Source organism: Devosia sp. SD17-2, from assembly GCF_029201565.1.
In the GTDB taxonomy this organism is placed as follows: Bacteria; Pseudomonadota; Alphaproteobacteria; order Rhizobiales; family Devosiaceae; genus Devosia.
In genome coordinates this window covers 526002-547856 of sequence record NZ_CP104002.1, presented here as the reverse complement: position 1 = coordinate 547856, position 21855 = coordinate 526002, and the positions used below count along the sequence as shown (strand labels likewise).

At 62.2% G+C, this 21855-nt stretch carries 23 protein-coding genes and 1 pseudogene; 8 read left to right on the top strand and 16 right to left on the bottom strand.

Translation table 11 applies throughout. The annotated features are described in order from the left end of the window. Positions 1-161 precede the first annotated feature (161 nt). The 4 genes from NYQ88_RS02765 (at position 162) to NYQ88_RS02750 (ending at position 4414) form a co-directional block, all read left to right on the top strand. Positions 162-749, top strand: a complete 588-nt coding sequence (locus NYQ88_RS02765; RefSeq protein ID WP_275653467.1) for a hypothetical protein — start codon at positions 162-164, stop codon at positions 747-749. Between the two features lie 104 nt (positions 750-853). After that, complete coding sequence (locus tag NYQ88_RS02760) at positions 854-2017, top strand: GGDEF domain-containing protein (protein ID WP_275653466.1); 1164 nt, start codon at positions 854-856, stop codon at positions 2015-2017. Between the two features lie 149 nt (positions 2018-2166). After that, positions 2167-4020 (top strand): dihydroxy-acid dehydratase, encoded by a 1854-nt coding sequence (gene ilvD, locus NYQ88_RS02755; RefSeq protein ID WP_275653465.1) that lies wholly within the window; start codon positions 2167-2169, stop codon positions 4018-4020. Between the two features lie 7 nt (positions 4021-4027). Then, entirely contained in the window at positions 4028-4414 is a 387-nt protein-coding gene (locus tag NYQ88_RS02750) for a GNAT family N-acetyltransferase (RefSeq protein ID WP_275653464.1), read from the top strand. Between the two features lie 108 nt (positions 4415-4522). On the opposite strand, the gene NYQ88_RS02745 is transcribed toward NYQ88_RS02750, so the two are convergent. The 5 genes from NYQ88_RS02745 to NYQ88_RS02725 all read right to left on the bottom strand — a co-directional run bounded on the left by NYQ88_RS02745 (position 4523) and on the right by NYQ88_RS02725 (position 7369). Continuing rightward, positions 4523-4891 carry an MmcQ/YjbR family DNA-binding protein gene (locus tag NYQ88_RS02745; RefSeq protein ID WP_275653463.1) on the bottom strand — a complete coding sequence of 123 codons (369 nt, stop codon included), beginning with the start codon at positions 4889-4891 and terminating at the stop codon, positions 4523-4525. 68 nt (positions 4892-4959) lie between these two features. Then, complete coding sequence (locus tag NYQ88_RS02740; protein WP_275653462.1) at positions 4960-5382, bottom strand: DUF1178 family protein; 423 nt, start codon at positions 5380-5382, stop codon at positions 4960-4962. 66 nt (positions 5383-5448) lie between these two features. Next, positions 5449-6279, bottom strand: a complete 831-nt coding sequence (locus NYQ88_RS02735; RefSeq protein WP_275653461.1) for a carbon-nitrogen hydrolase family protein — start codon at positions 6277-6279, stop codon at positions 5449-5451. Positions 6280-6286: 7 nt separating this feature from the next. Continuing rightward, positions 6287-6541, bottom strand: a complete 255-nt coding sequence (grxC, locus tag NYQ88_RS02730) for a glutaredoxin 3 (RefSeq protein WP_275653460.1) — start codon at positions 6539-6541, stop codon at positions 6287-6289. Between the two features lie 30 nt (positions 6542-6571). Then, positions 6572-7369: a ComF family protein gene (locus NYQ88_RS02725; RefSeq protein WP_275653459.1), complete on the bottom strand. Its 798-nt coding sequence runs from the start codon at positions 7367-7369 to the stop codon at positions 6572-6574. Between the two features lie 58 nt (positions 7370-7427). On the opposite strand from NYQ88_RS02725, the gene NYQ88_RS02720 reads away from it, so the two are divergent. Continuing rightward, entirely contained in the window at positions 7428-8258 is an 831-nt protein-coding gene (locus NYQ88_RS02720; RefSeq protein WP_275653458.1) for an SAM-dependent methyltransferase, read from the top strand. A gap of 177 nt (positions 8259-8435) precedes the next feature. On the opposite strand, the gene NYQ88_RS02715 is transcribed toward NYQ88_RS02720, so the two are convergent. From NYQ88_RS02715 to NYQ88_RS02690, 6 genes are all read right to left on the bottom strand, one after another. Continuing rightward, on the bottom strand, positions 8436-9005 hold the full coding sequence (locus tag NYQ88_RS02715) for a CarD family transcriptional regulator (protein WP_275653457.1): 570 nt from the start codon (positions 9003-9005) through the stop codon (positions 8436-8438). 360 nt (positions 9006-9365) lie between these two features. Continuing rightward, complete coding sequence (fdxA, locus tag NYQ88_RS02710) at positions 9366-9704, bottom strand: ferredoxin FdxA (RefSeq protein ID WP_275605506.1); 339 nt, start codon at positions 9702-9704, stop codon at positions 9366-9368. Positions 9705-9853: 149 nt separating this feature from the next. Continuing rightward, positions 9854-10360 carry a GNAT family N-acetyltransferase gene (locus tag NYQ88_RS02705; protein ID WP_275653456.1) on the bottom strand — a complete coding sequence of 169 codons (507 nt, stop codon included), beginning with the start codon at positions 10358-10360 and terminating at the stop codon, positions 9854-9856. Then, positions 10353-10763 carry an RNA-binding S4 domain-containing protein gene (locus NYQ88_RS02700; RefSeq protein WP_275653455.1) on the bottom strand — a complete coding sequence of 137 codons (411 nt, stop codon included), beginning with the start codon at positions 10761-10763 and terminating at the stop codon, positions 10353-10355. The genes NYQ88_RS02705 and NYQ88_RS02700 overlap by 8 nt, the downstream gene beginning before the upstream one ends. Before the next feature lie 3 nt (positions 10764-10766). Further along, positions 10767-13799, bottom strand: coding sequence for a helicase-related protein (locus tag NYQ88_RS02695; RefSeq protein WP_275653454.1), 3033 nt, complete (start codon positions 13797-13799; stop codon positions 10767-10769). Positions 13800-14712: 913 nt separating this feature from the next. Further along, a complete protein-coding gene (locus NYQ88_RS02690; RefSeq protein WP_275653453.1) occupies positions 14713-15489 on the bottom strand; it encodes a DUF3108 domain-containing protein in 777 nt (258 codons plus the stop codon). Between the two features lie 237 nt (positions 15490-15726). Between NYQ88_RS02690 and rpmB the strand changes: the two genes are divergently transcribed. Then, positions 15727-16011 carry a 50S ribosomal protein L28 gene (rpmB, locus tag NYQ88_RS02685; protein ID WP_275605502.1) on the top strand — a complete coding sequence of 95 codons (285 nt, stop codon included), beginning with the start codon at positions 15727-15729 and terminating at the stop codon, positions 16009-16011. Positions 16012-16137: 126 nt separating this feature from the next. Beyond that, entirely contained in the window at positions 16138-16776 is a 639-nt protein-coding gene (locus tag NYQ88_RS02680; RefSeq protein ID WP_275653452.1) for a VUT family protein, read from the top strand. 11 nt (positions 16777-16787) lie between these two features. On the opposite strand, the gene NYQ88_RS02675 is transcribed toward NYQ88_RS02680, so the two are convergent. From NYQ88_RS02675 to NYQ88_RS02655, 5 genes and pseudogenes are all read right to left on the bottom strand, one after another. Further along, positions 16788-17495 (bottom strand): hypothetical protein, encoded by a 708-nt coding sequence (locus NYQ88_RS02675; protein WP_275653451.1) that lies wholly within the window; start codon positions 17493-17495, stop codon positions 16788-16790. A 74-nt stretch (positions 17496-17569) separates the two neighbouring features. Further along, positions 17570-18571, bottom strand: a complete 1002-nt coding sequence (locus NYQ88_RS02670; protein WP_275653450.1) for a murein L,D-transpeptidase family protein — start codon at positions 18569-18571, stop codon at positions 17570-17572. 222 nt (positions 18572-18793) lie between these two features. Further along, positions 18794-19747, bottom strand: coding sequence for an acetyl-CoA carboxylase carboxyltransferase subunit alpha (locus NYQ88_RS02665; RefSeq protein ID WP_275653449.1), 954 nt, complete (start codon positions 19745-19747; stop codon positions 18794-18796). Positions 19748-19974: 227 nt separating this feature from the next. Then, positions 19975-20880 (bottom strand): site-specific tyrosine recombinase XerD, encoded by a 906-nt coding sequence (locus NYQ88_RS02660; protein WP_275653448.1) that lies wholly within the window; start codon positions 20878-20880, stop codon positions 19975-19977. Between the two features lie 95 nt (positions 20881-20975). After that, positions 20976-21098: pseudogene (locus tag NYQ88_RS02655) on the bottom strand (histidine kinase); the annotation flags it as partial. Between the two features lie 181 nt (positions 21099-21279). Between NYQ88_RS02655 and NYQ88_RS02650 the strand changes: the two are divergent. Further along, positions 21280-21855 (top strand): shikimate kinase, encoded by a 576-nt coding sequence (locus NYQ88_RS02650; RefSeq protein ID WP_275653447.1) that lies wholly within the window; start codon positions 21280-21282, stop codon positions 21853-21855.

Below are 21855 nucleotides of genomic sequence, written 5' to 3'. Positions count from 1 at the left end.
ATGTCTCCTCTGCTTGATGAGAAGGAACGACCGCGCGCCCCAAGGCGTTCCGCAGGGTAAAGGCCGGAGCGGTCATCACATTTCCGATTTGTTAACCATACGGAAACGCTCGCTGAAACACGCTCCGGCATTGGTGGTCCCGTGCGGAATTGAGAGTGTCCATGCCCCTAGCACGCCTTGCTTCGTTCATCGCCTTCGGCACGGTCATCCTGTCCAGCCCCGCCTTGGCGCAGGCGACCGATGAGCAGAATGTCTTCGTCATGGGCGGCCCCTTCACCAGCGGCTACTTCTCCGACGCGTTTCTGCTGTGGGAGGACCACTACGAATCCAATTTCTTTGCCGGGGTGGGCTACCAGTACTTCATGTATGAGCATTCCGGCGGCTTCAAGCTGGGCGCCGAAGCCGGCCTGGGCGTTCGCCTCGGCGACCGGTCCTCTGCTGAACTCTGGGCGGGGCTCGTTGGCCGGCTCGACATGTTCCAGATTGGGGACATCCGGATTACCCCGTCGATTACCGCCGGCTTTTCTGTCGTCACCGACACGATCGGGGTGGAAACCGAGCGCGCAGCCAAGCTTGGCCACGACATCCCTTTCCTCTATTACCTGGGGCCTGAAATCGCCGTCTCCCATGTCGGTTACCCCGAACTCGAGGCCTTCGGGCGCATTCATCACCGATCCGGCGGGTTTGGCACGATCGCCGAGATCGATGGCTCCAACGCCGTGGTAATGGGCCTGCGCTATAAATTTTAGTCCGCCTGGAGGACGAAGGCATCCCGACTCAAAGGTGACGGGACCGCCTCGCCCCCAGGCAATAACGGCGACCCGCCAGGCGGGCGCTTATGGAAGTTCCGCAGATGTCTGACCCATCCGGGACCGTCGAACGCTTTTCCGCCGTCGCAAAACTGCGACAGGCGGCGTTCGACTGGCTGACCGCACCGGCTGCCGCAGCCGATTCCAATATCCGGTCAGAACTGGCCCGCACGCTCATCGTCAACCGACGCACCCTGGCTTTCGGCGCGCTCAGCATGGGCCTGTTGCTGCTGGCCATTGCCCTCTTCAAGAGCATTGCCGAGGGCGCCCTCATCGCTCTCGTGGTTGCCGCCGCCCTGCTGCTGCGCGCTCACACTCTGGATCGTGCACAACAGGCCGCAGACGCCGACAAAAATCTCAACGCCGTGGTGGAGGCCGGGCTGGTCTATGCCGTTTCGCTCTCGCTGGTTGGCGTCGCAGCAACCACCAGCGGGCAATTGGTGCTGATCGTGCTGGGCGCGCTGGTAACAACCGGGCTGGTCTTCGGCTTCTGCATCACCAATAGCGCTGCACCGCGCTACGCCACGCTGCAGGCGGTCATCGTCATGCTCCCGGTGATTTTTACCACGGCCCTCTCCGGGCCGCCGGAAATGCTTATCATTTTCGTCCACGCCCCGATCTGGATCTTTGGCGTCATCATGCTGATCGGCACCAGCCATAACCGGCTGGCCGGCCTGATCCGGGCCCAGAAAACCAGTCGCTATCTCGCCTATAATGACGCGCTGACCGGGCTCGCCAACCGCGCCCAGGTGATGAGCACTCTCCAGCAACTGGCCAATCCGACCCAATCGCGGGCGCGTCAGCCAAAGGGACAGCGCTCCTATCTGCTCTATCTTGATCTCGATGGATTCAAGGGCGTCAACGACACCCATGGCCACGCCGCCGGCGACCGACCGCTCGAGGCTGTCGCCGGGCGTCTCACGGACAATGTGCGCTCCGGCGATCTCGTCGGTCGCCTCGGCGGCGACGAATTCGTGATCGTGCTATCCGATCCCCAGCCCGACCATGTACGCGCTCTGGCCAGCCGTATCACCGAGGCCATCGCCCATCCCTTCAGCCTTCCCGGCGACATCGAGGCGCGGATCGGGGTCAGCATTGGCGGCGCTCCCCTGCACAGCGATCCCCAGCACGCTTTGGCCGAGGCAGACACCATGCTCTACCGCGCCAAACATGGCGGCAGGGGCGGTCATTTCCTCAGCGGATTATAGGGCTACCGAGGCGCCTGAAACCGCGCTTTTCAGCGTAACCGTACCGTACGGTACGGTACGGAAAATCCTTGAAGCTGCGGCCGATTGGGTCTAAACAGGGAGCCAATTAAAATCCCGGCCCCACCGGCGCCTTCTTCGAGGATATTGCCATGCCCGCCTATCGTTCCCGTACCACAACCCATGGCCGCAACATGGCCGGCGCGCGGGGGCTCTGGCGCGCCACGGGCATGAAGAACGAGGATTTCGGCAAGCCCATCATTGCCGTGGTCAATTCCTTCACCCAGTTTGTGCCTGGCCACGTCCATCTGAAGGACCTCGGCCAGCTCGTCGCGCGCGAGATCGAGATCGCCGGCGGCGTCGCCAAGGAATTCAACACCATCGCGGTCGATGACGGCATCGCCATGGGCCATGACGGCATGCTCTATTCCCTGCCCAGCCGCGACATCATCGCGGACTCGGTGGAATACATGGTCAACGCCCACTGCGCCGACGCCATGGTCTGCATCTCGAACTGTGACAAGATCACTCCCGGCATGCTGAATGCCGCCATGCGGCTCAACATCCCCGTGGTCTTCGTGTCGGGCGGCCCGATGGAAGCCGGCAAGGCCATCCTCAAGGGCAAGCTGCAGGCGCTCGACCTCGTCGACGCCATGGTCATGGCCGCCGACGAACATTACACCGACGAAGAAGTGCAGGCCGTCGAAGAAGCTGCCTGCCCCACCTGCGGCTCCTGCTCGGGCATGTTCACCGCCAATTCGATGAACTGCCTCACCGAAGCCCTCGGCCTGTCGCTGCCGGGCAATGGCTCGACGCTGGCAACCCACTCGGACCGCAAGCGCCTGTTCCAGGAAGCCGGTCACCTCATCGTCGACCTCGCTCGCCGCTATTACGAGCAGGACGACGAAACCGTGCTGCCGCGCTCTATCGCCACCAAGGCGGCCTTCGAGAACGCCATGGCGCTCGACATTGCCATGGGCGGCTCGACCAATACGGTGCTGCATATCCTGGCCGCAGCCTTCGAAGGCGGCGTCGACTTCACCATGGACGACATCGATGCCCTGAGCCGTCGTGTTCCGGTGCTCTCCAAGGTCGCACCGGCCAAGAATGACGTGCACATGGAAGACGTGCACCGCGCTGGCGGCATCATGGCCATCCTCGGCCAGCTCGATCGCGCCGGCCTGATCAATCGCGACGAGCCGACCATCCATGCGCCGTCCATGGCCCATGCGCTGGACAAGTGGGACATTTCCCGCACGAACTCGGACTCGGTGCGCGAATTCTTCAAGGCGGCACCCGGCGGCGTTCGCACCACCCAGGCCTTCTCCCAGTCCAATCGCTGGAATGAGCTCGACCTCGACCGGCAGAACGGCGTCATCCGCTCGGCTGAAAACCCCTTCTCCAAGGACGGCGGCCTCGCCGTGCTCAAGGGCAATATTGCGCTCGACGGCTGCATCGTGAAGACGGCGGGCGTTGACGAGTCGATCCTGAAGTTCACCGGCCCCGCGCGCGTGTTTGAAAGCCAGGACGCGACGGTCAAGGCCATTCTCTCCAACGAGATCAAGGAAGGCGATGTCATCGTCATCCGCTATGAAGGCCCGCGCGGCGGCCCCGGCATGCAGGAAATGCTCTATCCGACGAGCTATCTGAAGTCGAAGGGCCTGGGCAAGGCCTGTGCCCTGCTCACCGACGGCCGGTTCTCCGGCGGCACCTCGGGCCTGTCCATCGGCCACGTTTCCCCGGAAGCAGCTGAAGGCGGCGCCATCGGCCTCGTGCGCGAAGGCGACATGATCGAGATCGACATCCCCGGCCGCACCATCACGCTGCTCGTCAACGAGGGCGAGATGGCCAAGCGCCGGACCGAGCAGGATGCCAAGGGCTGGAAACCAGCCGAGCCCCGCAAACGCAAGGTCACCACCGCGCTCAAGGCCTACGCTGCCTTTGTGACTTCGGCATCAAAGGGCGCCGTGCGGGACGTGGATGCCATCAACAAGCTGATGGATTGATCCCATCGTGCCTCGTTTCCGGATCGATCCTTTTCCGACCGATCCGGAACTCGACGAACTCTGGCGGCGCGCCTGGGATGTGTCGCTGGAAAGATCCTATCAGGATGTCCTTGCCCGCAGCCTTGGGCATGTCGGCGCCTATGCAGACGAGCGACTGATCGGCTTCGTCAACATCGCCTGGGACGGCGGCCTCCACGCCTTTATCCTCGACACCTGCACGGACCGCGACTTTCGCGGTCGCGGCATTGCGACCGAACTGGTGCGACAATCAGCACAGCTGGCTCGAGACCGTGGCGCACAATGGCTCCATGTCGACTACGAGCCGCACCTGGACAGCTTCTATCGCGGCTGCGGCTTTCTCCACAGCACGGCCGGCGTCATGAAATTGTCGTGACATTTCAAATGCCCGGTGCTACCACGCGCTCAGCCATTCAGTGGTCTGCCAAGATTACTGTCTGGTCAGGTTCGATAGCGGGGATTCCACCCTCCCTATCGGACCGACCTAAATCCCCATGACATCGTCGGTAATGCCCAACTCGGACCGCAGCTTTAGCGTGAGCCCCTTTGCGACCAGCGCGTAGGAGCGGCGAATATAGGCGAGCTGCTCGTCGTCGGTCAGAGGCGAACCTTCGAGCACCGACACCCACATGCGCTTGGCAAAATAGGCCGCTTGGGAAACGCCCTCGAGCTCTGTGAGCAGGTCAAAGCTCCCCTCGCCGCATTTGAACACCAGACGTAGCGGCTCATTATCGGACAGGAGGCAGAAAACCTTGCCGCCGACTTTGGCGATATGGGATTCCCACTGGTCTTCCATGGTCACGCCCGGCCAGGCCAGAGCGGCATCAAAGCCTGTCTTGGTATACAGCGACATCGGCACCTCCAATCACCAGACCGGTACTGGATGCCCTAAGCGTCATAAAATGTCAGGAGGCAAACCGGTCAGTTGTCCTCGCCCACATCGGGCAGGGGCATGAAGTTAACGCCATCCTCGATCAGGGCCGCGATCTCGTCCTGGCTGGCCTGACCATAAATGCCGCGCGCCTCGACTTCCTCGAAATGGATTTTTCGGGCTTCCTCGGCGAACCTGTCGCCGACATTGTCGGCCTCGCTCATGACCTTGCGACGATATTCGCGCAGCATCTCGCGGATTTTTGCCGCCTCCGGATGTACGGCAGCGACGGTACGGCGCTCATGATCGGTGCGGGCGACGGCCGGCGCCATAGGCGCCTTTTCCACTTGCCCATCCCCGCAAACGGCACAGCTGACAATGCCACGCGCTTTCTGCTCGTCATAGGCGGCGGCGTTCTTGAACCAGGCGTCGAAGCTATGCCCCTTCGCACATTGGAGAGAATACTGGATCACTTGGTCTGTCGTCGTCTCTGGATACGCCGAAAAGAGCGTCCTCTGATTGTCATATAGCGAGCGCGCCTAGCCCTGCAATGGTTCGGGCGCGGCAAAGTCGCGCGCGTTGGCGAGCGCGGGCACCCGTTGGCGGGCTTCCCTCACAAGAGCCGGATCGATGTCGGCGAGGAGAACGCCCGGCGCGTCGTGGTCGAGCTCGGCGATGACCTTGCCCCACGGGTCGATCACCAGCGAATGCCCATAGGTGGCCCGTCCATTGGCATGCTGGCCACCCTGAGCGGCAGCGATGACATAGGACCCCGTCTCAATTGCCCGGGCGCGCAGGAGCACATGCCAGTGCGCCTGCCCCGTTGGTACGGTGAAGGCAGCGGGCACAGCGATCAGATCGGCACCAGCATTGGCGAGGCTATTGTAGAGCCTTGGGAAGCGCATGTCGTAGCAGATGGAAAAGCCGAGGGTGAAGTCACCCAGCGGCGCCGTCACTGCCCTGTCACCCCCCTTATAGGTTGCACTTTCGCGATAGGCATTGAGCCCGGCGATATCGGCATCAAAGAGGTGGATCTTGTCATAATGCGCCACTATCGCCCCGTCCGGCCCGAACAGCACCGACCGATTGGCAAAGCGACCATCTTCGAGCGGAATGGGCAGCGAACCGATATGGACATGCATTTTGTGCTGGCGCGCCAGCTCACCCACGCGGGCCAATTGCGGATGACCCTCGAATGGAGCCGCCACCGAGCGCAGCTGATCCCGGCTTTCGGGGAAAATCAGCGTCACCTCCGGGGTCAGCGCATAGCTTGCCCCGGCTTCCGCTGCCTCTGCGATCATCGGCTCGAGCGCTGCAAGATTGGCATCCGGATCAAGCCCGGACTGCATCTGGATGGCGGCGATCTTCATGGGTCAGCTACTGGGCCAGGAGGGGATCGAGACCGCCTTCGCGGTCCAGCGCAGCCATGTCGTCATAACCACCCACATGGGTAGCTCCGACAAAGATCTGCGGCACGGTGCGGCGGCCATTGGCGCGCTTGGTCATCGCTTCGCGCAGCTCGGGGTCGAGCACAGTGATCTCGGTATAGTCTGCGCCCTTCTCGTTCAGCAGCGCCTTGGCCGCATGGCAATAAGGACAGGTGGGTGTCGTATAGATTTCGACCTTGGCCATTGTCGGGCTCCGGAAACATTTGTCTCGATCTTATATGGGGAGTTCCCCGCCAATGACAACGCGGGCGAAGGTCAGGATATCGATCCGCTCCGCCCCGGCCCGCTTGAGCGCGCGGGTCACCGCCTTGACCGTTGCCCCGGTGGTGTAGACATCGTCGATGATCACGATCGGGCGACCACCGAGCCGGCGCAGCAGATCGCGATTGGCGACAAACGCCCCCTGCACATTGCGATCGCGCGCGTCACCCGAAAGTCCGACTTGCTGTCGCGTCTGACGGTGTCGCTCGACGAGATGGGGATCAACCTTTAACCCGGTCAGTCGGGAAATCTCCTGCGCCAGGAGCAACGACTGATTATAGCGCCGAAAGCGCAACCTCTGCCGATGCAGCGGCACCGGCACGAGGATGGGGCCCCCCAGGAACAACGGGCGCCCTGCCCCTGTCATCAGCCGGGCGCAAAGCCGCGCCAGTTCTGGTCGATCACCATATTTGAGATGGCTGACAAGGGTTCCCGCCATCTCGCCATAGGCCACTGCAGCCCGGGCCCGTCCGAACGGGGGCGGATCGGCAATAGCCTCGGCCGATAACGCACCCCCGCCGGGGTCGCTATCGAAAGGCAGCCCCAGCACAGGGCAGAGCGGCTCGGTGATCGGCCGCAACTGGGCAAAGCAGGCGCCGCAAAGCGCATCGCTCGCCATCAGCGGACCACCACAGCCGGCGCAGACGGGTGGATAGAGCTGATCGAGCACAAGAGCACCCAGCCGACTGAGCCCTGAGCCCAGCCAGTTGCTTTGCGACCAGTCTTTGACTTCGCCCCAGCCCCTCGCCATAAGACCTACAATGGCACGCCTCGACGCCGGGGCAAGCCCTCTTTCGCGAGCAGGTTTCTTGTCCCAGCAACCCCGCCTTTTCGACACCGAATTGATCGCACGCCATTTGGCGCGCCGCCGCGAGACCACCAATTTCGTCAGGGATCTGGTCGTCGAAGATCTGGCCGACCGGCTCGGCGCGCATATGCGCCAGTTTTCCAGCGCCCTACTTATAGCGCCTGATGCGCTAAGCCTGCCCGAAACCATGGAGACCGGACAGGCGCCGCTGCGCTTCACCCGCGTGGAGGCGTTTTCGGGGACTGAGGAGTTTCCCGAGCTGCCAGAAGGCGAGTTCGATCTCGTTGTTTCCCTGCTGCACTTGCAGGCGGTCAACGACGTGCCCGGGCATCTGGCGCGGCTGCGCGCCCGCATGAAGCCAGACGGCCTCTTCATGGCGGCGATGCTGGGCGGCGAGAGTTTTACCGAGCTGCGCGAAGCTTTTCTGTCGGCCGACCTTGCGCTCTCCGGCGGTGCCTCCGCACGCGTGGCCCCGATGGTGCAGGTGCGCGACGGCGGCGCATTGTTGCAGCGGGCCGGCTTTGCCCTGCCCGTGGCCGACGTGGAAAGCCACAAGGTTCGCTACGCCAATCCATTCGCGCTGATGGCCGAACTCAAGGCGCTGGGGGCTTCCAATCCGCTGGCCGATCGGCCGCGCCGCGCCATGACCCGGACCCTGCTCTCGGCCGCGGCCGGCGCCTATGCGGAGCGGGACAGCGATCCCGATGGGCGGATACGCGCAACGCTCGAAATCGTCTGGCTGGCCGGTTGGGTCCCCCATGAAAGCCAGCAGAAGCCGCTGCGTCCCGGCAGTGCCAAGACAAGCATGACGGATTTCCTGGGGAAGGCCTGATTCATCTGCCGCCTCGTCAGAACGTCATCACCTCCGGCGCACCGGGTTGGGCAAGACCACGACTTCTCATGCCAAACCGCGGAGGCAGAACTGGCGAGCAACCGCTTCCGGCTGAATGGGCAATAAAAAAGGCCGGCATCGCTGCCGGCCCTTCTCAAAAAATACCTGCAACCCTGATCAGGCAGCGGCTTCCTCATCGCTCTCAGCTTCCGCGGCATCTGCCTTGGTGCGCTTCGGGCTCTTGGCGAGCTGCTTTTCGATCAACTGCACGGCCTCGGTCAGCGTCACCTTGTTGACGGAGCTGATTTCACGGCTCATGCGATCCATGGCCTGCTCAAAGAGCTGGCGTTCGGAATAGGACTGCTCGGGCTGGTCATCGGAGCGATAAAGATCGCGCACGACTTCCGAGATGGCGATCAGATCGCCGGAATTGATCTTGGCCTCATATTCCTGGGCGCGACGCGACCACATGGTGCGCTTGACACGAGCGCGGCCGGTAACAGTTTCCAGGGCTTTGTTGACCTCGTCTTCTTCGGCAAGCTTGCGCATGCCCACGGACTTGATCTTGGCGACCGGCACGCGAAGGGTCAGCTTGTCCTGCTCGAAGCTGATGACGAAAAGTTCGAGGACGAGGCCAGCGACCTCCTGCTCCTCGATGGCCACGATCAGGCCAACGCCATGCGACGGATAAACAACATATTCACCCGTTTTAAACCCGAGCCGCTGCTGAGACTTCTTGGCTACCATAAGCTGGAACTCCTTTTTGACGCCCCAAAATGGTCGATTCCTTGCGGCAAGGACCGGCCACTCCTACTCTACTCAAGCCCGAACCACGGGCCTTTGGGCAGCACAAACCTCCTGGCCTTCGGGTCCGCTTCATCCGAAGAAGTGCCAGGCAACAGAGAATGTTATGTCAAAAAAATCGTGCCATCTGGCACGGCTTGGGTGACGGGCTGAGCTGCATATGGAAGGACCATAGCACAAAAATTCAGCAAAATCAAAAGGTACGAATCACGCAAGCGGAAACGGGCTGCTTAAGCCCGTATAGCCACCTTCGCAAGAGAACCCTTGGCTTGTCCAACGGTTCCGTACACCCAATTGCGGGGATCAATCGCCCTCGCCGGGCTCCTCGGAGAAATACTTCTCGAGCTTACCCGATTCGCCGTCACGATCCTTGGCCTCGGGCAAGGGATCGCGGCGCTCGGTAAGATTGGGCCAGGCGGTGGAAAACTTGCGATTGAGCTCGAGCCAGGCGTCGAGACCACTTTCCGTATCCGGCTTAATCGCCTCGGCAGGACATTCCGGTTCGCACACGCCACAGTCGATGCACTCATCAGGATGAATGACCAACATGTTCTCGCCTTCGTAGAAGCAGTCCACCGGACACACTTCGACACAGTCCGTGTACTTGCAGGCAATGCAGTTGTCGGTGACGATGTAGGTCATACGAAACGATCCGCGTAAAGGAAGGGCGGCCCGCTAGGGAACACGCCAGCCAGTCTCAACGGTCCGGTTGCTAAACCCTTTTGCCCGCCTCCGCAAGGCTGCGACGGGGGACGGATTGGCGCGGTCAGCCGGAACTTTAAAATCTTTGATCAGACCGGCGGACGATGCCTGAAAACGAGGTCCTCAGGGTCCTGCCCTACTGCCGTCGGGTCCAGCCTGCCTCCAAGACGTTCGGCCAGGGCTATAGAGCGGGCGTTGGCCGGATCGCAATAGCTGACCAGACCCGACGGTCCCAAATGGACAAACGCCCAGTCTCGCATGGCCAGAGCGGCCTCATGGGCGATCCCAGCCCCCTCGTACCCCTCGTACAGGAACCAGCCCAGTTCCTTTTCGGGAAAGAGCGGACCGTGATTGATCCCGACCTGCCCGACTGTCGCACCATTTTCGCGCAGATCGATCATCAGGCAACCGTGGCCGTAGAGCGACCACAGCGCCAGATCGTTGCAGAACATGCCCCAGGCCGCTTTCAGGTCGAACGGACCACCCATGTGGATAGCGCGCGGCGAAGCCATGAAATCACGATAAGCGGGGAAGTCGTTAGCATGCGGCGCGCGCAGCACCAGCCGGGCGGTGGCGAGCACCGGAATTTCAGTCATCGTCGTCGCCGCGAAGCCGATCTGTGTCCCGGCGCTCTTTCTTGGTCGGCCGGCCGCTGCCCATGGGACGCTCAGCAATTGCCGCATCATAGGGAGACATCTCGGCCCGGGGCGTCGGTGGCGGCGAGAGATCCTCATAGAGGGTGGCAGCCTCGCTGGCCGGGCCGCGACGTGTCCCACAATCGAGAATGCGCCAGACGAGAATGCGATTGTGCAGCGCCATGGTCAGCACATCGCCCGCCCCGACCCTGTGGTCGGAGCGGTCTGTTTTCTCGGAGTTGACGCGAATGGCGCCGGTCTCGATGATTTTCTGCGCCAGGGTGCGCGACTTTACGGCGCGCGAGAAGAACAGGAACCGGTCGAGCCGCTCCTTGCGGAGCGGCTCAGATCCAGTCCCGGCCAAGGCCTAGTCCTTCTTGCCGCGCAGGGCGGCGAGGGCAGCAAAGGGGCTGTCCGGATCGAATGCGACCTTGCGCTCTTCGCGCTGGGGCGGACGACGATCATTGCGCTCGTTCTTTTCCGGAACCCCGCGGCCTTCCTCGGCCTTCGGACGGGTATTGGCCGGACGGGTATTGCGCGGACGCTCTGCGCCTTCGGGACGAGCACTGCCTTCCGGACGCGTCGGGCCCTTGGGGCGCTGACGGTCGTTGCGGCGCTCGCGCGCAGGCGCATCGGCATTGGCCGCATCGCGACGGCGCGGCTCATGGCGGCGCTGTTCGTTCTGGCGACGACCACCGGGGAACCAGATTTCGTCGAACTCGGGCTCTGCCGGAGCGGCTTCAACCTCTGCGGAAGCGTCCGTAGCAGGCGCAGCCTCTTCAGCCGCAGGCGCTGCCTCTTCAGCCGCAGGCGCTGCCTCTTCGGCCACGACCGTTTCAGGCGCAGCTTCGCCAACCACTGGGGCGTCTTCTGCGACAGCTTCAGCAGCAGGCGCTTCAGTGCTGACAGCCTCTTCAGCCGGAGCAGCGTCGGTCGCTGCAACGGCTTCGACGGGCGCAGCCACCTTTGGCGTGCGGCGCAGGCGATAGCCGAGCGAGCTCAGGATCGAGGCAAAGTCTTGGCCCGAGCAGCCGAGCAGGCTGGTCATTTCCACGGTGACGCGGAAACCATTTCCTTCGGCGGCGCCACTGGGCAGCTCGCCCTGGTAGCGCGCGGGATCGATGGCGATCAGCGGACGGATGATGTCGGCCAGACGCTCGAGAATGTCGACACGCACTGCGCGCTTGCCGGCAACCTTGAAGCCCGCGATTTCGTAAAGCCGCGTATCGACTTCCGGATCAACGAGGAACGAGGTGCGGCCCGACAAGACGATATGGGGAATGTCGGTGACGCCCGGCTGGCGGATGCCGCCGTTCTTGAGCGCAAACAGGATCAGCGCCAGTTCGCGGGGAGCGGGCTTGAGCGAAAGCGGCAGATAGATGTGGTAGGCGCCGAACTTGATGCCCAGCTTGCGCAGCTTGCCGCGAACGTCCTGGTCGAGTGCCTTGACCTCGTCGGCCACTTCGGCGCGGGGCAGAAGGCCCAGATGCTCATAGAGCCGATAGGCGATGCCGCGGGCACTGCCTTCGATATCGGCAGGCGCTTCAAGCGCCATGACCTGTTCGAGCGTGGTATTGATATGGTGACGCAGCCAGAGGCTGAGGCGATCCTGAACGCGTTCGAGGTCCGGTCCGGTCAGCGACTCGTCGGCCAGCATGATGATGCGCGGACGATAGAGCGTGTCGCCTTCGGCGAGTTCAGCCACAACATCGCCGCGCCAGCGCAGGCGTCCGTCGGTGGCCAGCACGAATTCCTCGTTGGGCGCGCCAGCCAGGCGATCGGCCCGGTTGCGGATCTCGGGCGCTACGGCTTGATCGGCGGCGGCACGGATGCCCTTGACGTCGACCTCGCCATCGGCGCGGGCAAGAGTAAATCGGAAGCCTTCGAGCGTGCCGAGCAAGTGGCCTTCAAGCCTGACTTCGCCGCGCTCATTGATCTCGGGGGATACCATACGTTTGTCTTTCAGATGGCGGAGCAGCACGCTGGTGCGCCGGTCGACGAATCTCTGGGTCAGGCGCTCATGCAGCGCATCACTCAGGCGATCTTCAATGTCTCGGGTCTTTTCGCGCCAATGTGAAGGGTCTGCAAGCCAGTTTTTGCGGTTGGCGACAAAGGTCCACGTCCGGATCTGCTTGATCCGGTTGCTGAGCGTGTCGATATCGCCCTCAGAATTGTCGCAAAACCGAACCTGCTCGACAATCCAGTCTTCATTGGCAGCCCCGTGTCGCCGCAGATCGGTGAAGATCCGCGTAATAATTTCGCCGTGCGCGGCAGGCGAAATCCCCTGATAATCCGGGGTTTGGCAACATTCCCAGAGCAGTTTGACCGCTTCATGACCACGCGCATAATTGGCCGCCTCATTGCGCGAGAGGAACTCGAGGGCCAGTTGGTCGGTGGCCACCGGTACGCGGGTAAGCACCTTGTCGGTGGGCGAAATCTCGAGGCTCCGGCGCAACCGCTCGATGGATGAGAAATCCAGCACGCTGTTGCGCCATTGCAGCACTTTTACCGGTTCGAAATCATGGGTTTCGAGCTGAACAACCAGTTCTTCATCGAATCCCTCGGTCCCACCGGTCACCCCAAACGTGCCATTGCGCTTGTGCCGGCCGGCGCGACCGGCAATCTGGCCAAGCTCGGAAGGGGTCAATGGCCGCGACTGGCGGCCGTCGAATTTGGTGTCGTCGGCGAAGGCGACGTGGTGAATATCGAGGTTGAGGCCCATGCCAATGGCGTCAGTGGCGACGAGAAAGTCGACATCGCCATTCTGGTAGAGTTCCACCTGGGCATTACGGGTGCGGGGCGACAGCGCTCCCATCACCACGGCGGCCCCGCCGCGTTCGCGCCGGATCAGCTCGGCTATGGCGTAGACCTGACGCGCCGAGAACGCGACGATGGCGCTGCGGGCCGGCTGGCGCGAGATTTTCTTTGAGCCGGAATAGGTGAGCTGGGAAAAGCGTGGCCGCTCGATGATCTCGGCATGGGGCAGAAGCTTGCGCACCACGCTGGCCATGGTCCACGACCCGAGCAGCAGGGTTTCGTAAAAGCCGCGGGCCTTGAGGATGCGATCGGTAAAAATGTGGCCGCGATCGAAGTCTACCGCGGTCTGAATTTCGTCCACCACCACGCAATCGACGTGGATATCCATGGGCATGGCTTCGACCGTCGCGACCCAGTAGCGCGGCTTGGCCGGGATAATCCGTTCCTCGCCGGTAACAAGCGCGACTGCGCCGTCCCCCACCCGTTCGACCACACGTGCATAAACTTCGCGCGCGAGCAGCCGCAGCGGCAGGCCGATCATCCCGGTGGGATAGGACAGCATGCGCTCGATAGCGAAATAGGTTTTGCCGGTATTGGTCGGGCCCAGGATGGCCTTGACCGTTTGGGAGGGTGCGATGGTCATTGCTCGCCAATGTAGGGGCTGGACGTGAGGGATGCGAGAGGCGATCGCGCTTGTCCCACAAATGTGCGCTTCCAGCTCCTCCCGAATGGCCAGCTTAACTATTGGAACGAAACCAAAACGAACAGGGTCAGAATCGGATCACAACGCAAATTCTTACTTTGTTCACGGCTAGACCTAGTGGCTGCTTGCCAACTCGTCACAAGGCGGTGGCGCACCCAAGCTCCAATCGCCCCAATCCAGCCGCAGAGCGTTCAAACCTCTTACCATCCGGTTAATTTCTGCGTTTACGATCGGTGTGCTGACGGGGTGTAAATGCCTGTTGTACCAAAAAATTCTGCAGTATTTACAAAGCACCCCAGCAATCTTGGCGTCTCTGTCGCCAAAAATTCATACTTTATGCGTTGACCGCCCCATTCCGGGACAAGTCTCGCTGCGATAGCACCACCAACCGGGCAAAGTCCAGAAACGGCACAGATTTCAGCAATCGGCCGGATCGGATTAAGGAATGGATCAAACACAGAACGAACAGCGTCGGAATCAGGCCAATCGTCGAAATCCGGCTTTGTTCTCTACAATATGTGGTGAGATCTCCCCGCCCCACCACAAGCGCCACCTGAGGCTCCTTCAAAACGGCCAAAACCCGTTCAGCAAGGTTAGCAGACGGTTAAAATCGTGCTCATCAGGCGGTTCGTTGCCAGGGCATTAGCGCGAAAAAAGCAAAGTCTGTTCGGGAGTTAATGAACAGGCCGCGCTGCCACCGGGCTTTTCGCTGACAAAATTGACAAACAAACAGTTGACCGTGCCACTGCGGGACAGCTTCCCGGCCAGCGCAAGGAACGCCGAACATGCGGCAGGCAAAGAAAAAGGGCCCGGAACGCGTCCGGACCCCTAAAATCAGATCGAGAATCGACGGCTAGGTCTTTGTGCCGACCAGCACCATGGAGAGATCGCCCATCGAGGTGCCGAGCAGCACGCGATAGGGAATATAATAGCCGGTATTCCCGAGCGGCGCGTACCAGAGCAGGATGCGGCTCGTATCGGCCAGGTAATTCGTGATCTCCGAGGAGGTGTAGTGGCCAGAGATCGGCTGGTAGTCGAGATTGCAGGTCACGACCGGCCCCTGATAGCCCGTGCGCGGCGAGGTCGCCTCATCCTCACGGGCAAAGCTCATGGCGATGTCGAAGCGCTCGACGCCAGTAAAGATCTTTAGCTTGCGGTTGCAGAGGCTCTTGTCGAGCCCATTGGCCTTGACCACGAAGGCGGAGAGAAAATCGCCCACCCCGCGCAGATGCCCGCGCTCGACCGGCACGCGGTCGTAGCTTTCAAACACCGGGGGCTCGACCTTGAAGGCGCTGACGTTCTGGCCCGAATAGGAAACGTCGACCGTGAACACTTCGCCATTGGCGCGGGTTTCCAGATCAAATTCCCCCGAAGCAAGGGTGGAGCCGCTGGACGCGCCCTTGGCGACGACCCGAGCTGTGCCGCTGGCCACGAGATTGCCGAGGCCAGCGACCTTGGCCGAGAGATCGAGCTCGTAGCGGCGACCGTCATCATTGAGATCGACGTCGAACGTCGCCACGTTAATGCCGCCCAATGTGAGGACATAGCTGGCGCGGGCATCGACCGGAGCCGCCATGCTCGGCGCCATGCTGGCAAGGAGGGCGGCGGCGACAAGGCTGGTGCGGATCAAATTGGCATCTCACGTCGTAGGCGCGGCCGCCACGACTGGGCACCGGCGAATCATCGAATATGGCTCAAAGTGCCGACGTCTTATGGCCCTTGCAAGGCGCTCGCGGGCGTTTGAGCGGCCTCTTGGGTTGACTGGGCGCGTCAATTTCTCTAGGAAGCCCGCAGATTTCATCACAACCGAGGCCCGTAGCGGGATTTCCCGCCACGCAGGACCTTTACACAAACAGGATATCTCACAATGGCACGTCGCTGCGAACTTACCGGCAAGGGCGTCATGGTCGGCAACAATGTCTCCCATGCTCTTAACCGCACCCGTCGTCGTTTCCTCCCGAACCTCGTCAACGTTTCGCTGATCTCGGACGCCCTCGGCCGTTCGATCAAGCTGCGCATCTCCGCAGCTGCCCTGCGTTCGGTCGAGCACCGCGGCGGTCTCGATGCCTTCCTGATCAAGCAGGCTGACGCCGATCTGAGCCCGCTGGCTCTCGGCATCAAGAAGGAAATCCGCGCAGCTCTCGCCAGCTAAGCGTCTTTCGGCTAGAATTCGAGCCGCGTGGAGCACCTGCCCCACGCGGCTTTTCTTTTTTTGTAAGCTTCATCAAACGCCGCACCGGTCTGTTGCCGGTCCCGTGGCTATTAGAGGTGCATTCTGATGCTGTCTCGTTTCCTGGTGGCTGTGGCCGCCATGGTGGCCGTTGTCGCCGCCTCCAATGTGCTCGTGCAATTTCCGGTCATGGCCGAAATCGGCTCGGTCAATCTGGGTGATATTCTCACCTGGGGCGCATTCACCTACCCCGTCGCCTTCCTCGTCACCGATCTGTCCAACCGTACCTTTGGCCCTGCCAAGGCGCGACTCGTCGTTGTTGCCGGCTTTGCCGTCGCGGTTGTGCTTTCGATCTGGCTGGCCACCCCGCGCATTGCCATCGCTTCCGGCTCGGCCTTCCTCGTGGCGCAGCTGCTCGACATTTCCATTTTCCACCGCCTGCGCAATTCCGCCTGGTGGATGCCGCCGCTGATCTCATCTCTCTTCAGCTCGGCGCTCGATACCATCATCTTCTTCAGCCTCGCCATGGCCCCGGCCTTTGCCGGCATCGATGGCTTCTTCGGCATGGACGATTCTTCGCTCGGCTTTGGCGCGCCGCTTCTCGGTATTGGTCCGGAGGTGCAGCTGTGGCAGTCCCTCGCGCTGGGCGACTTCCTGGTCAAGCTGCTGCTGACCATCGCCATGCTGGCGCCCTACAAGGGGCTCCGCGACCGGTTGCTGCGCTGGGCTAACCCAAAGGCCGCTTAGGTCCGGGCTGACTAGCAGCTGACGCGAATTTCGGCATATCCGGTGACGCCTTCGTCGCCGCCGGATGTGACCCCCACCATGCAATTGGTGCCCGCCAGCGGCAGCGTACCGCCCGAGGCGATGGTGCTGCCGTCTGACAGCGCCAGATAGCCGTTCTCAACCCCTGCAACCGTGATCGAGCCCGCCGTTCCGCAAATCCCATAGCTGTCACCCACGGCCACGAGAATTCGCATGCCCGGCGGCAGGCAATCGCCGCCATCGGCCGTCGTCTCTGCGCCACCGGTGATAGACGGCAGAACTGGGGCTGGCGTGGTCAGGGAACTGCCGCGCATATTCTGTTCGATGATCGCCAGCCGGTTGGACAGTGCCGACAGCTCTTCACTGGTCGGCCCGCTGGCTGCAGCAACAGGCGCTGCTCCACTGCGCTGGGCATAAAGATCTAGGCTGATGCGCAGCTGGGCGACATCGGTGGCGAGGCGGACCACTTCGCGATGGGTTTGGCTATAAACCCAACCGGTAGCAGCAAGCGCACCAACACCGACAAGGGCCGACACGAAGCTCAGAACGGTAGAGCCCCGCAACCGACGCTTGCGCGGCTCCCGGGGCTTGTCGCTCAAACGCGGCGCACGCGATTGCTCGGCGGGGCCGACATGCAGCTCAGGCGCAACCCCCGGCAGCTTCTCGGCGCCGGAACCGGTTTCGGCGGGCTTGGGCTCCACTTTAGGCCTCCATTGGCGCGTGTTGGCGTGCCGGACAGCGCGCCAAGGGCAAGTCACATCAAACTGGGGCCGAACTAGGACCGCGGCAAGGGCGATTGCGGCTGGGGTGCCGGCTGGCCGGACATGACCGGAGCGACATTGGCGTCGCTGTTGAACATGTTGCCAATCCCCGAGAAGAATCCGCTGACCGCCTCGCCCCGCGCCTTGATCGCAGCCTCTTCGGCCGCCTGCCGCTCTCGCGCGGCCAGGGCGTTGGAAAGCGTCGCGTCGTCGGCCTGCATCTTGGCCTCGAGCGCCGCATTGGGTGCCGTCGCCGGGCACGGCCCCAGCGGATTGAGCGGGCCGTTGGCCACGGCGTTGAAAATGTAGCGCTTGTCGCAGACATCCCAGGCGGGCGGTGCCTTGTTCACCTCGAACAGGTCATGGCCCTGCTTGATGTTCTTCCAGAAATCGAGGTGCTGGCTGTCGGCGTGCTGGGCCATATTGCTGGCCGTCATGCGGAAGGGGAAAATCTGCAGCTGGAAACTGGGGTTGCCACCCTTGAAGGTCTCGCGCGCCAGCGCATAAATCTCGGCGATGCCAGCATCGGTCATGGCGTAGCAGCCTACCGATTTGCAGTCGCCATGCACCATCAGGTTTGACCCGGTGCGACCGTGCGCGCGGTCGAACTTGTTGGGAAAGCCGGTGTTGAAGGCCAGGTAATAGGCCGACTTCGGGTTCATCAGGCCGGGCGAGATCGTATAGAAGCCCTCCGGGCTCTGCCGATCGCCTTCCTTGAATTTGGGTCCCAGATCGCCGGAATAGGAGCAGATCTCGTAGGTTTTAAATAGCTTGTACTGGCCCGAGCTCGTGCGCTTCCAGACCTCGAGCACTTCTTCCTTCTTGAAGATGCGCACCACCATGCCCTCGCCCGGCGATGAGCCCATCGCGGTCAGCGCCGAGACCAGTGCGGCCGGCAGGGGAATGTTGTGGCGGTTGTCCCCACCCTTGACGAAGCCGGAACAGGCGGCAAGGCCGACTGAAAGCCAGGCAAGGATGATGATGGCACCGATGCGGTGAAACAATCTTGCGGTCACGAAGGTTAGGCCCGATCAGGAGACAGCCCCGATGGGGCCATGGTTACCGCAGCATGATCCGGCTGGGTGAACGAAGCCTTTATCATGGGCGTGATTTCCCCGAAAGCCGGGGTCCTCACGCATATTTGTGATTGGGAAATACCCTGAGCGGGCTGCCGCATAGGCAACAAAAAACCCCTGCGCCCGGGCAGGGGCGCAGGGGATCGATAAGCAGGCCTGCAATCAGATATTTGTGCCGATGGCCAAAAACTTCTCGCGGCGATGCTCGCGCACTTCGAGACGCGACTTGCCCGAAAATTCGGCAAGGAAATCTGCGATGGCCTGGCGCGTCGCATCCATGACCACACCGGCATGGCGATGTGCGCCACCGGCCGGCTCGGGGATGATGGCGTCGATAACCTTGAAGCCGAAGAGATCCTGCGCCGTGATCTTCTGGGCCGTCGCCATGTCCTGAGCCTTTGCCGCGTCGCGGAAGAGGATCGAGGCGCCGGCTTCGGGCGAGATCACCGAATAGATCGAGTTTTCCAGCATCAGCACGCGGTTAGCGGTCGCAATGGCGATAGCGCCACCCGAACCACCTTCACCGATGATGATGGAGATATTGGGCACGCCCAGCTCCAGCCCCTTCTCGGTCGAACGGGCGATGGCTTCAGCCTGGCCGCGCTCTTCCGCACCGATGCCCGGATAGGCGCCGGCGGTATCGACGAAGGAGATTACCGGGATATTGAACCGGTCGGCCATTTCCATGATGCGGACAGCCTTGCGGTAGCCCTCTGGATTGGCCATGCCGAAATTGTGCTTGAGGCGGGTTTCGGTCGAATTGCCCTTTTCCTGCCCGATCACAGCAACCGGCAGGCCATTGAAGCGGCCAAACCCGGCCTGCAGCGCCGCGTCCTCGCCGAACTTGCGGTCGCCGGCCAGCGGCGTCCATTCGGTGATCAGGCGCTGCACATAGTCAGAAAAATGCGGCCGCTGCGGATGGCGAGCCACCTGCGTCTTCTGCCAGGGCGTCAGTTTCTTGTAGATCTCGACCAGTGCCTCATCGGCACGGGCAGAGAGCCGGTTGACCTCCTCGTCAATGGTGACAGCGGAGTCGGTCGCCGCCAGAGACTTGAGCTCGACGATCTTGGCTTCGAGATCGGCGACCGGCTTTTCAAAATCTAGATAAGATTGCATCCCACCGCCCGTAGGGGTCATTGTTGCGGACCCGAAAATTCTCAGGCCTCGGCTCTTGCGCTCTAAAGTGGCCGGAAAGTGGCGACGGCGCAATCGCAAGTCAACCCATGGGACAAATTTGCGCGGTTTTTTGCCCCTTATCCTTTAAAGGACGTGGACAAGTCTTTCATCCGGCCAGTGCGCGGCGCGCAGCTTGCCGGCAAGATTGCGCGACAGCGTCCCCCGCGCTAGCCGTCGGCCAGCGGGTGGTGTGTCTCCACCAGAGTGCGCAATTTTTCATCCAGCACATGGGTATAGATCTGCGTCGTCGAGATATCGGCATGCCCCAGCAGCATCTGCACCACACGGAGATCCGCGCCCCCCGCGAGCAGATGGCTGGCAAAGGCATGGCGCAGCACGTGCGGCGCCACCCGGGCCGAGGAAATTCCGGCACGGCCGGCAAGCCCCTTGAGGTCGCGGGCAAACACCTGCCGCGCGAGATGCCCCTCCGCCCCGTTGGCGGGAAAGAGATAGGGGCCCGCTTCGAGCGTCTTGATCCAGCTGCGCACAGCGTCACGGGCCCGATCATTCATCGGCACGACGCGTTCCTTGCCGCCCTTGCCGCGAACGGTGAGGAAGCTCGCCTCGCGCATCACGGCACTGCGCTTGAGCTCCACCAGCTCTGACACACGCAGTCCCGTGGCGTAGAGCATTTCGAGCAGCACATAGAGCCGCAGCGCGGTCTGCTGCTGTTTTGGCTCAGCGGGCAGATTGGCTTCCTGCTCCGCGAGGGAGAGCAGTTTGTCGACCTCGGCCACAGACAGCACTTTGGGCAGCGGACGCCGGGTCTTGGGGCTGGCAACGATCCGCGTCGGATCATCCCCCCGCAGCCCGTCGGCGCATAAGAATTTGTGAAACTGGCGAACTGCAGAGAGCCGCCGCGCGCTGGAGGAGGCAGACAGTCCCTCGGCCTTGAGCCCATCGAGATAGGCCATCACCGTCTCGCGCGGACAAGTCAGAAGGGTCTGCTTCTTGCTGGCGACAAAGCCCGCGTAATCGGTGAGATCGCGCCGATAGGCTGCGATGGTATTTGCTGCAGCGCCCCGTTCGGCGCTCATCATCTCGAGGAACGCGCCGACGAGATGGGCACTCATTGCCCGGGCGTCCCGCTCGCAGGTGCGCTGGTGACATTTGGGGTCGGCAGGCCACCGGGCCGGATAGGATCGGGCTCACCGAGCAGATCTCGCGTCGGGATGCGGACGGTCACCGGCTTGGGTTCGGGCTCCACGAACGAGACCAGGGCGAACATTCCCGCAAAGGCGAGGCCGCCAAGAAACAGCACGGTGATGAAAAGCCGGAAGAGGGTGGGCATAGAGATCCTGCTTGGTCGGTCCGGAAGGAATTTGGCAGCAAAAGGTTTCCATCCGGTATGGGACAGTCTTGCGCAAAACCAGTGCTGCGATCAACACCAACAGCTTATTGGGCCTCACACCTTCTTGACAGTCGGGGCCCGGACCGGTTGATACCGAACTGATGATCGGAGGGCGCAAGCGTTGAACAAGTCGGACAGTGCCGGACGGTCGAACCGCGCCAAAACCCTGATCGAGCGCCTTAATGGCAAGCCGCTGATCCTCGTAGGCATGATGGGTGCGGGCAAGACCACGGTGGGCCGACGCCTCGCGGCGCGGCTGGGCCGGCGATTCCTCGACAGCGACGAGGAGATCGAAAAAGCCGCACAGATGACCATCCCCGAGATTTTCGCCCAGCGGGGCGAGCCCGAATTCCGCGCCGGCGAGACGCGCGTCATCTCGCGCCTGCTCAAGGAAACCGACCTGGTCCTCGCCACCGGTGGCGGCGCCTTCGTCAATGCCGAGACCCGGACCATGGTCAAGGAACACGCCGTATCCGTCTGGCTCAAGGCCGACGTCGATATCCTGTTCGAGCGCGTGTCGCGTCGCTCCAACCGCCCGCTGCTCAAGACCGCAAATCCCCGCCAGACGCTCGAGAAACTGGTCGAGGAACGCTATCCCATCTATGCCGAGGCCGATGTCACCGTGCTCAGCCGCGACGTGCCGCAGGACGCCGTTGCTGCCGACATCATCTCCGCCGTTCTGGCTTATCTGCGCTGA

Coding starts and splice junctions, on each gene's coding strand:
- NYQ88_RS02765 (WP_275653467.1), top strand. CDS start 162: ATGCCCCTAGCACGCCTTGCTTCGTTCATCGCCTTCGGCACGGTCATC.
- NYQ88_RS02760 (WP_275653466.1), top strand. CDS start 854: ATGTCTGACCCATCCGGGACCGTCGAACGCTTTTCCGCCGTCGCAAAA.
- ilvD (WP_275653465.1), top strand. CDS start 2,167: ATGCCCGCCTATCGTTCCCGTACCACAACCCATGGCCGCAACATGGCC.
- NYQ88_RS02745 (WP_275653463.1), bottom strand. CDS start 4,891: ATGTCGCTGTATACCAAGACAGGCTTTGATGCCGCTCTGGCCTGGCCG.
- NYQ88_RS02735 (WP_275653461.1), bottom strand. CDS start 6,279: ATGAAGATCGCCGCCATCCAGATGCAGTCCGGGCTTGATCCGGATGCC.
- grxC (WP_275653460.1), bottom strand. CDS start 6,541: ATGGCCAAGGTCGAAATCTATACGACACCCACCTGTCCTTATTGCCAT.
- NYQ88_RS02725 (WP_275653459.1), bottom strand. CDS start 7,369: ATGGCGAGGGGCTGGGGCGAAGTCAAAGACTGGTCGCAAAGCAACTGG.
- NYQ88_RS02715 (WP_275653457.1), bottom strand. CDS start 9,005: ATGGTAGCCAAGAAGTCTCAGCAGCGGCTCGGGTTTAAAACGGGTGAA.
- fdxA (WP_275605506.1), bottom strand. CDS start 9,704: ATGACCTACATCGTCACCGACAACTGCATTGCCTGCAAGTACACGGAC.
- NYQ88_RS02705 (WP_275653456.1), bottom strand. CDS start 10,360: ATGACTGAAATTCCGGTGCTCGCCACCGCCCGGCTGGTGCTGCGCGCG.
- NYQ88_RS02695 (WP_275653454.1), bottom strand. CDS start 13,799: ATGACCATCGCACCCTCCCAAACGGTCAAGGCCATCCTGGGCCCGACC.
- rpmB (WP_275605502.1), top strand. CDS start 15,727: ATGGCACGTCGCTGCGAACTTACCGGCAAGGGCGTCATGGTCGGCAAC.
- NYQ88_RS02680 (WP_275653452.1), top strand. CDS start 16,138: ATGCTGTCTCGTTTCCTGGTGGCTGTGGCCGCCATGGTGGCCGTTGTC.
- NYQ88_RS02665 (WP_275653449.1), bottom strand. CDS start 19,747: ATGCAATCTTATCTAGATTTTGAAAAGCCGGTCGCCGATCTCGAAGCC.
- NYQ88_RS02660 (WP_275653448.1), bottom strand. CDS start 20,880: ATGAGTGCCCATCTCGTCGGCGCGTTCCTCGAGATGATGAGCGCCGAA.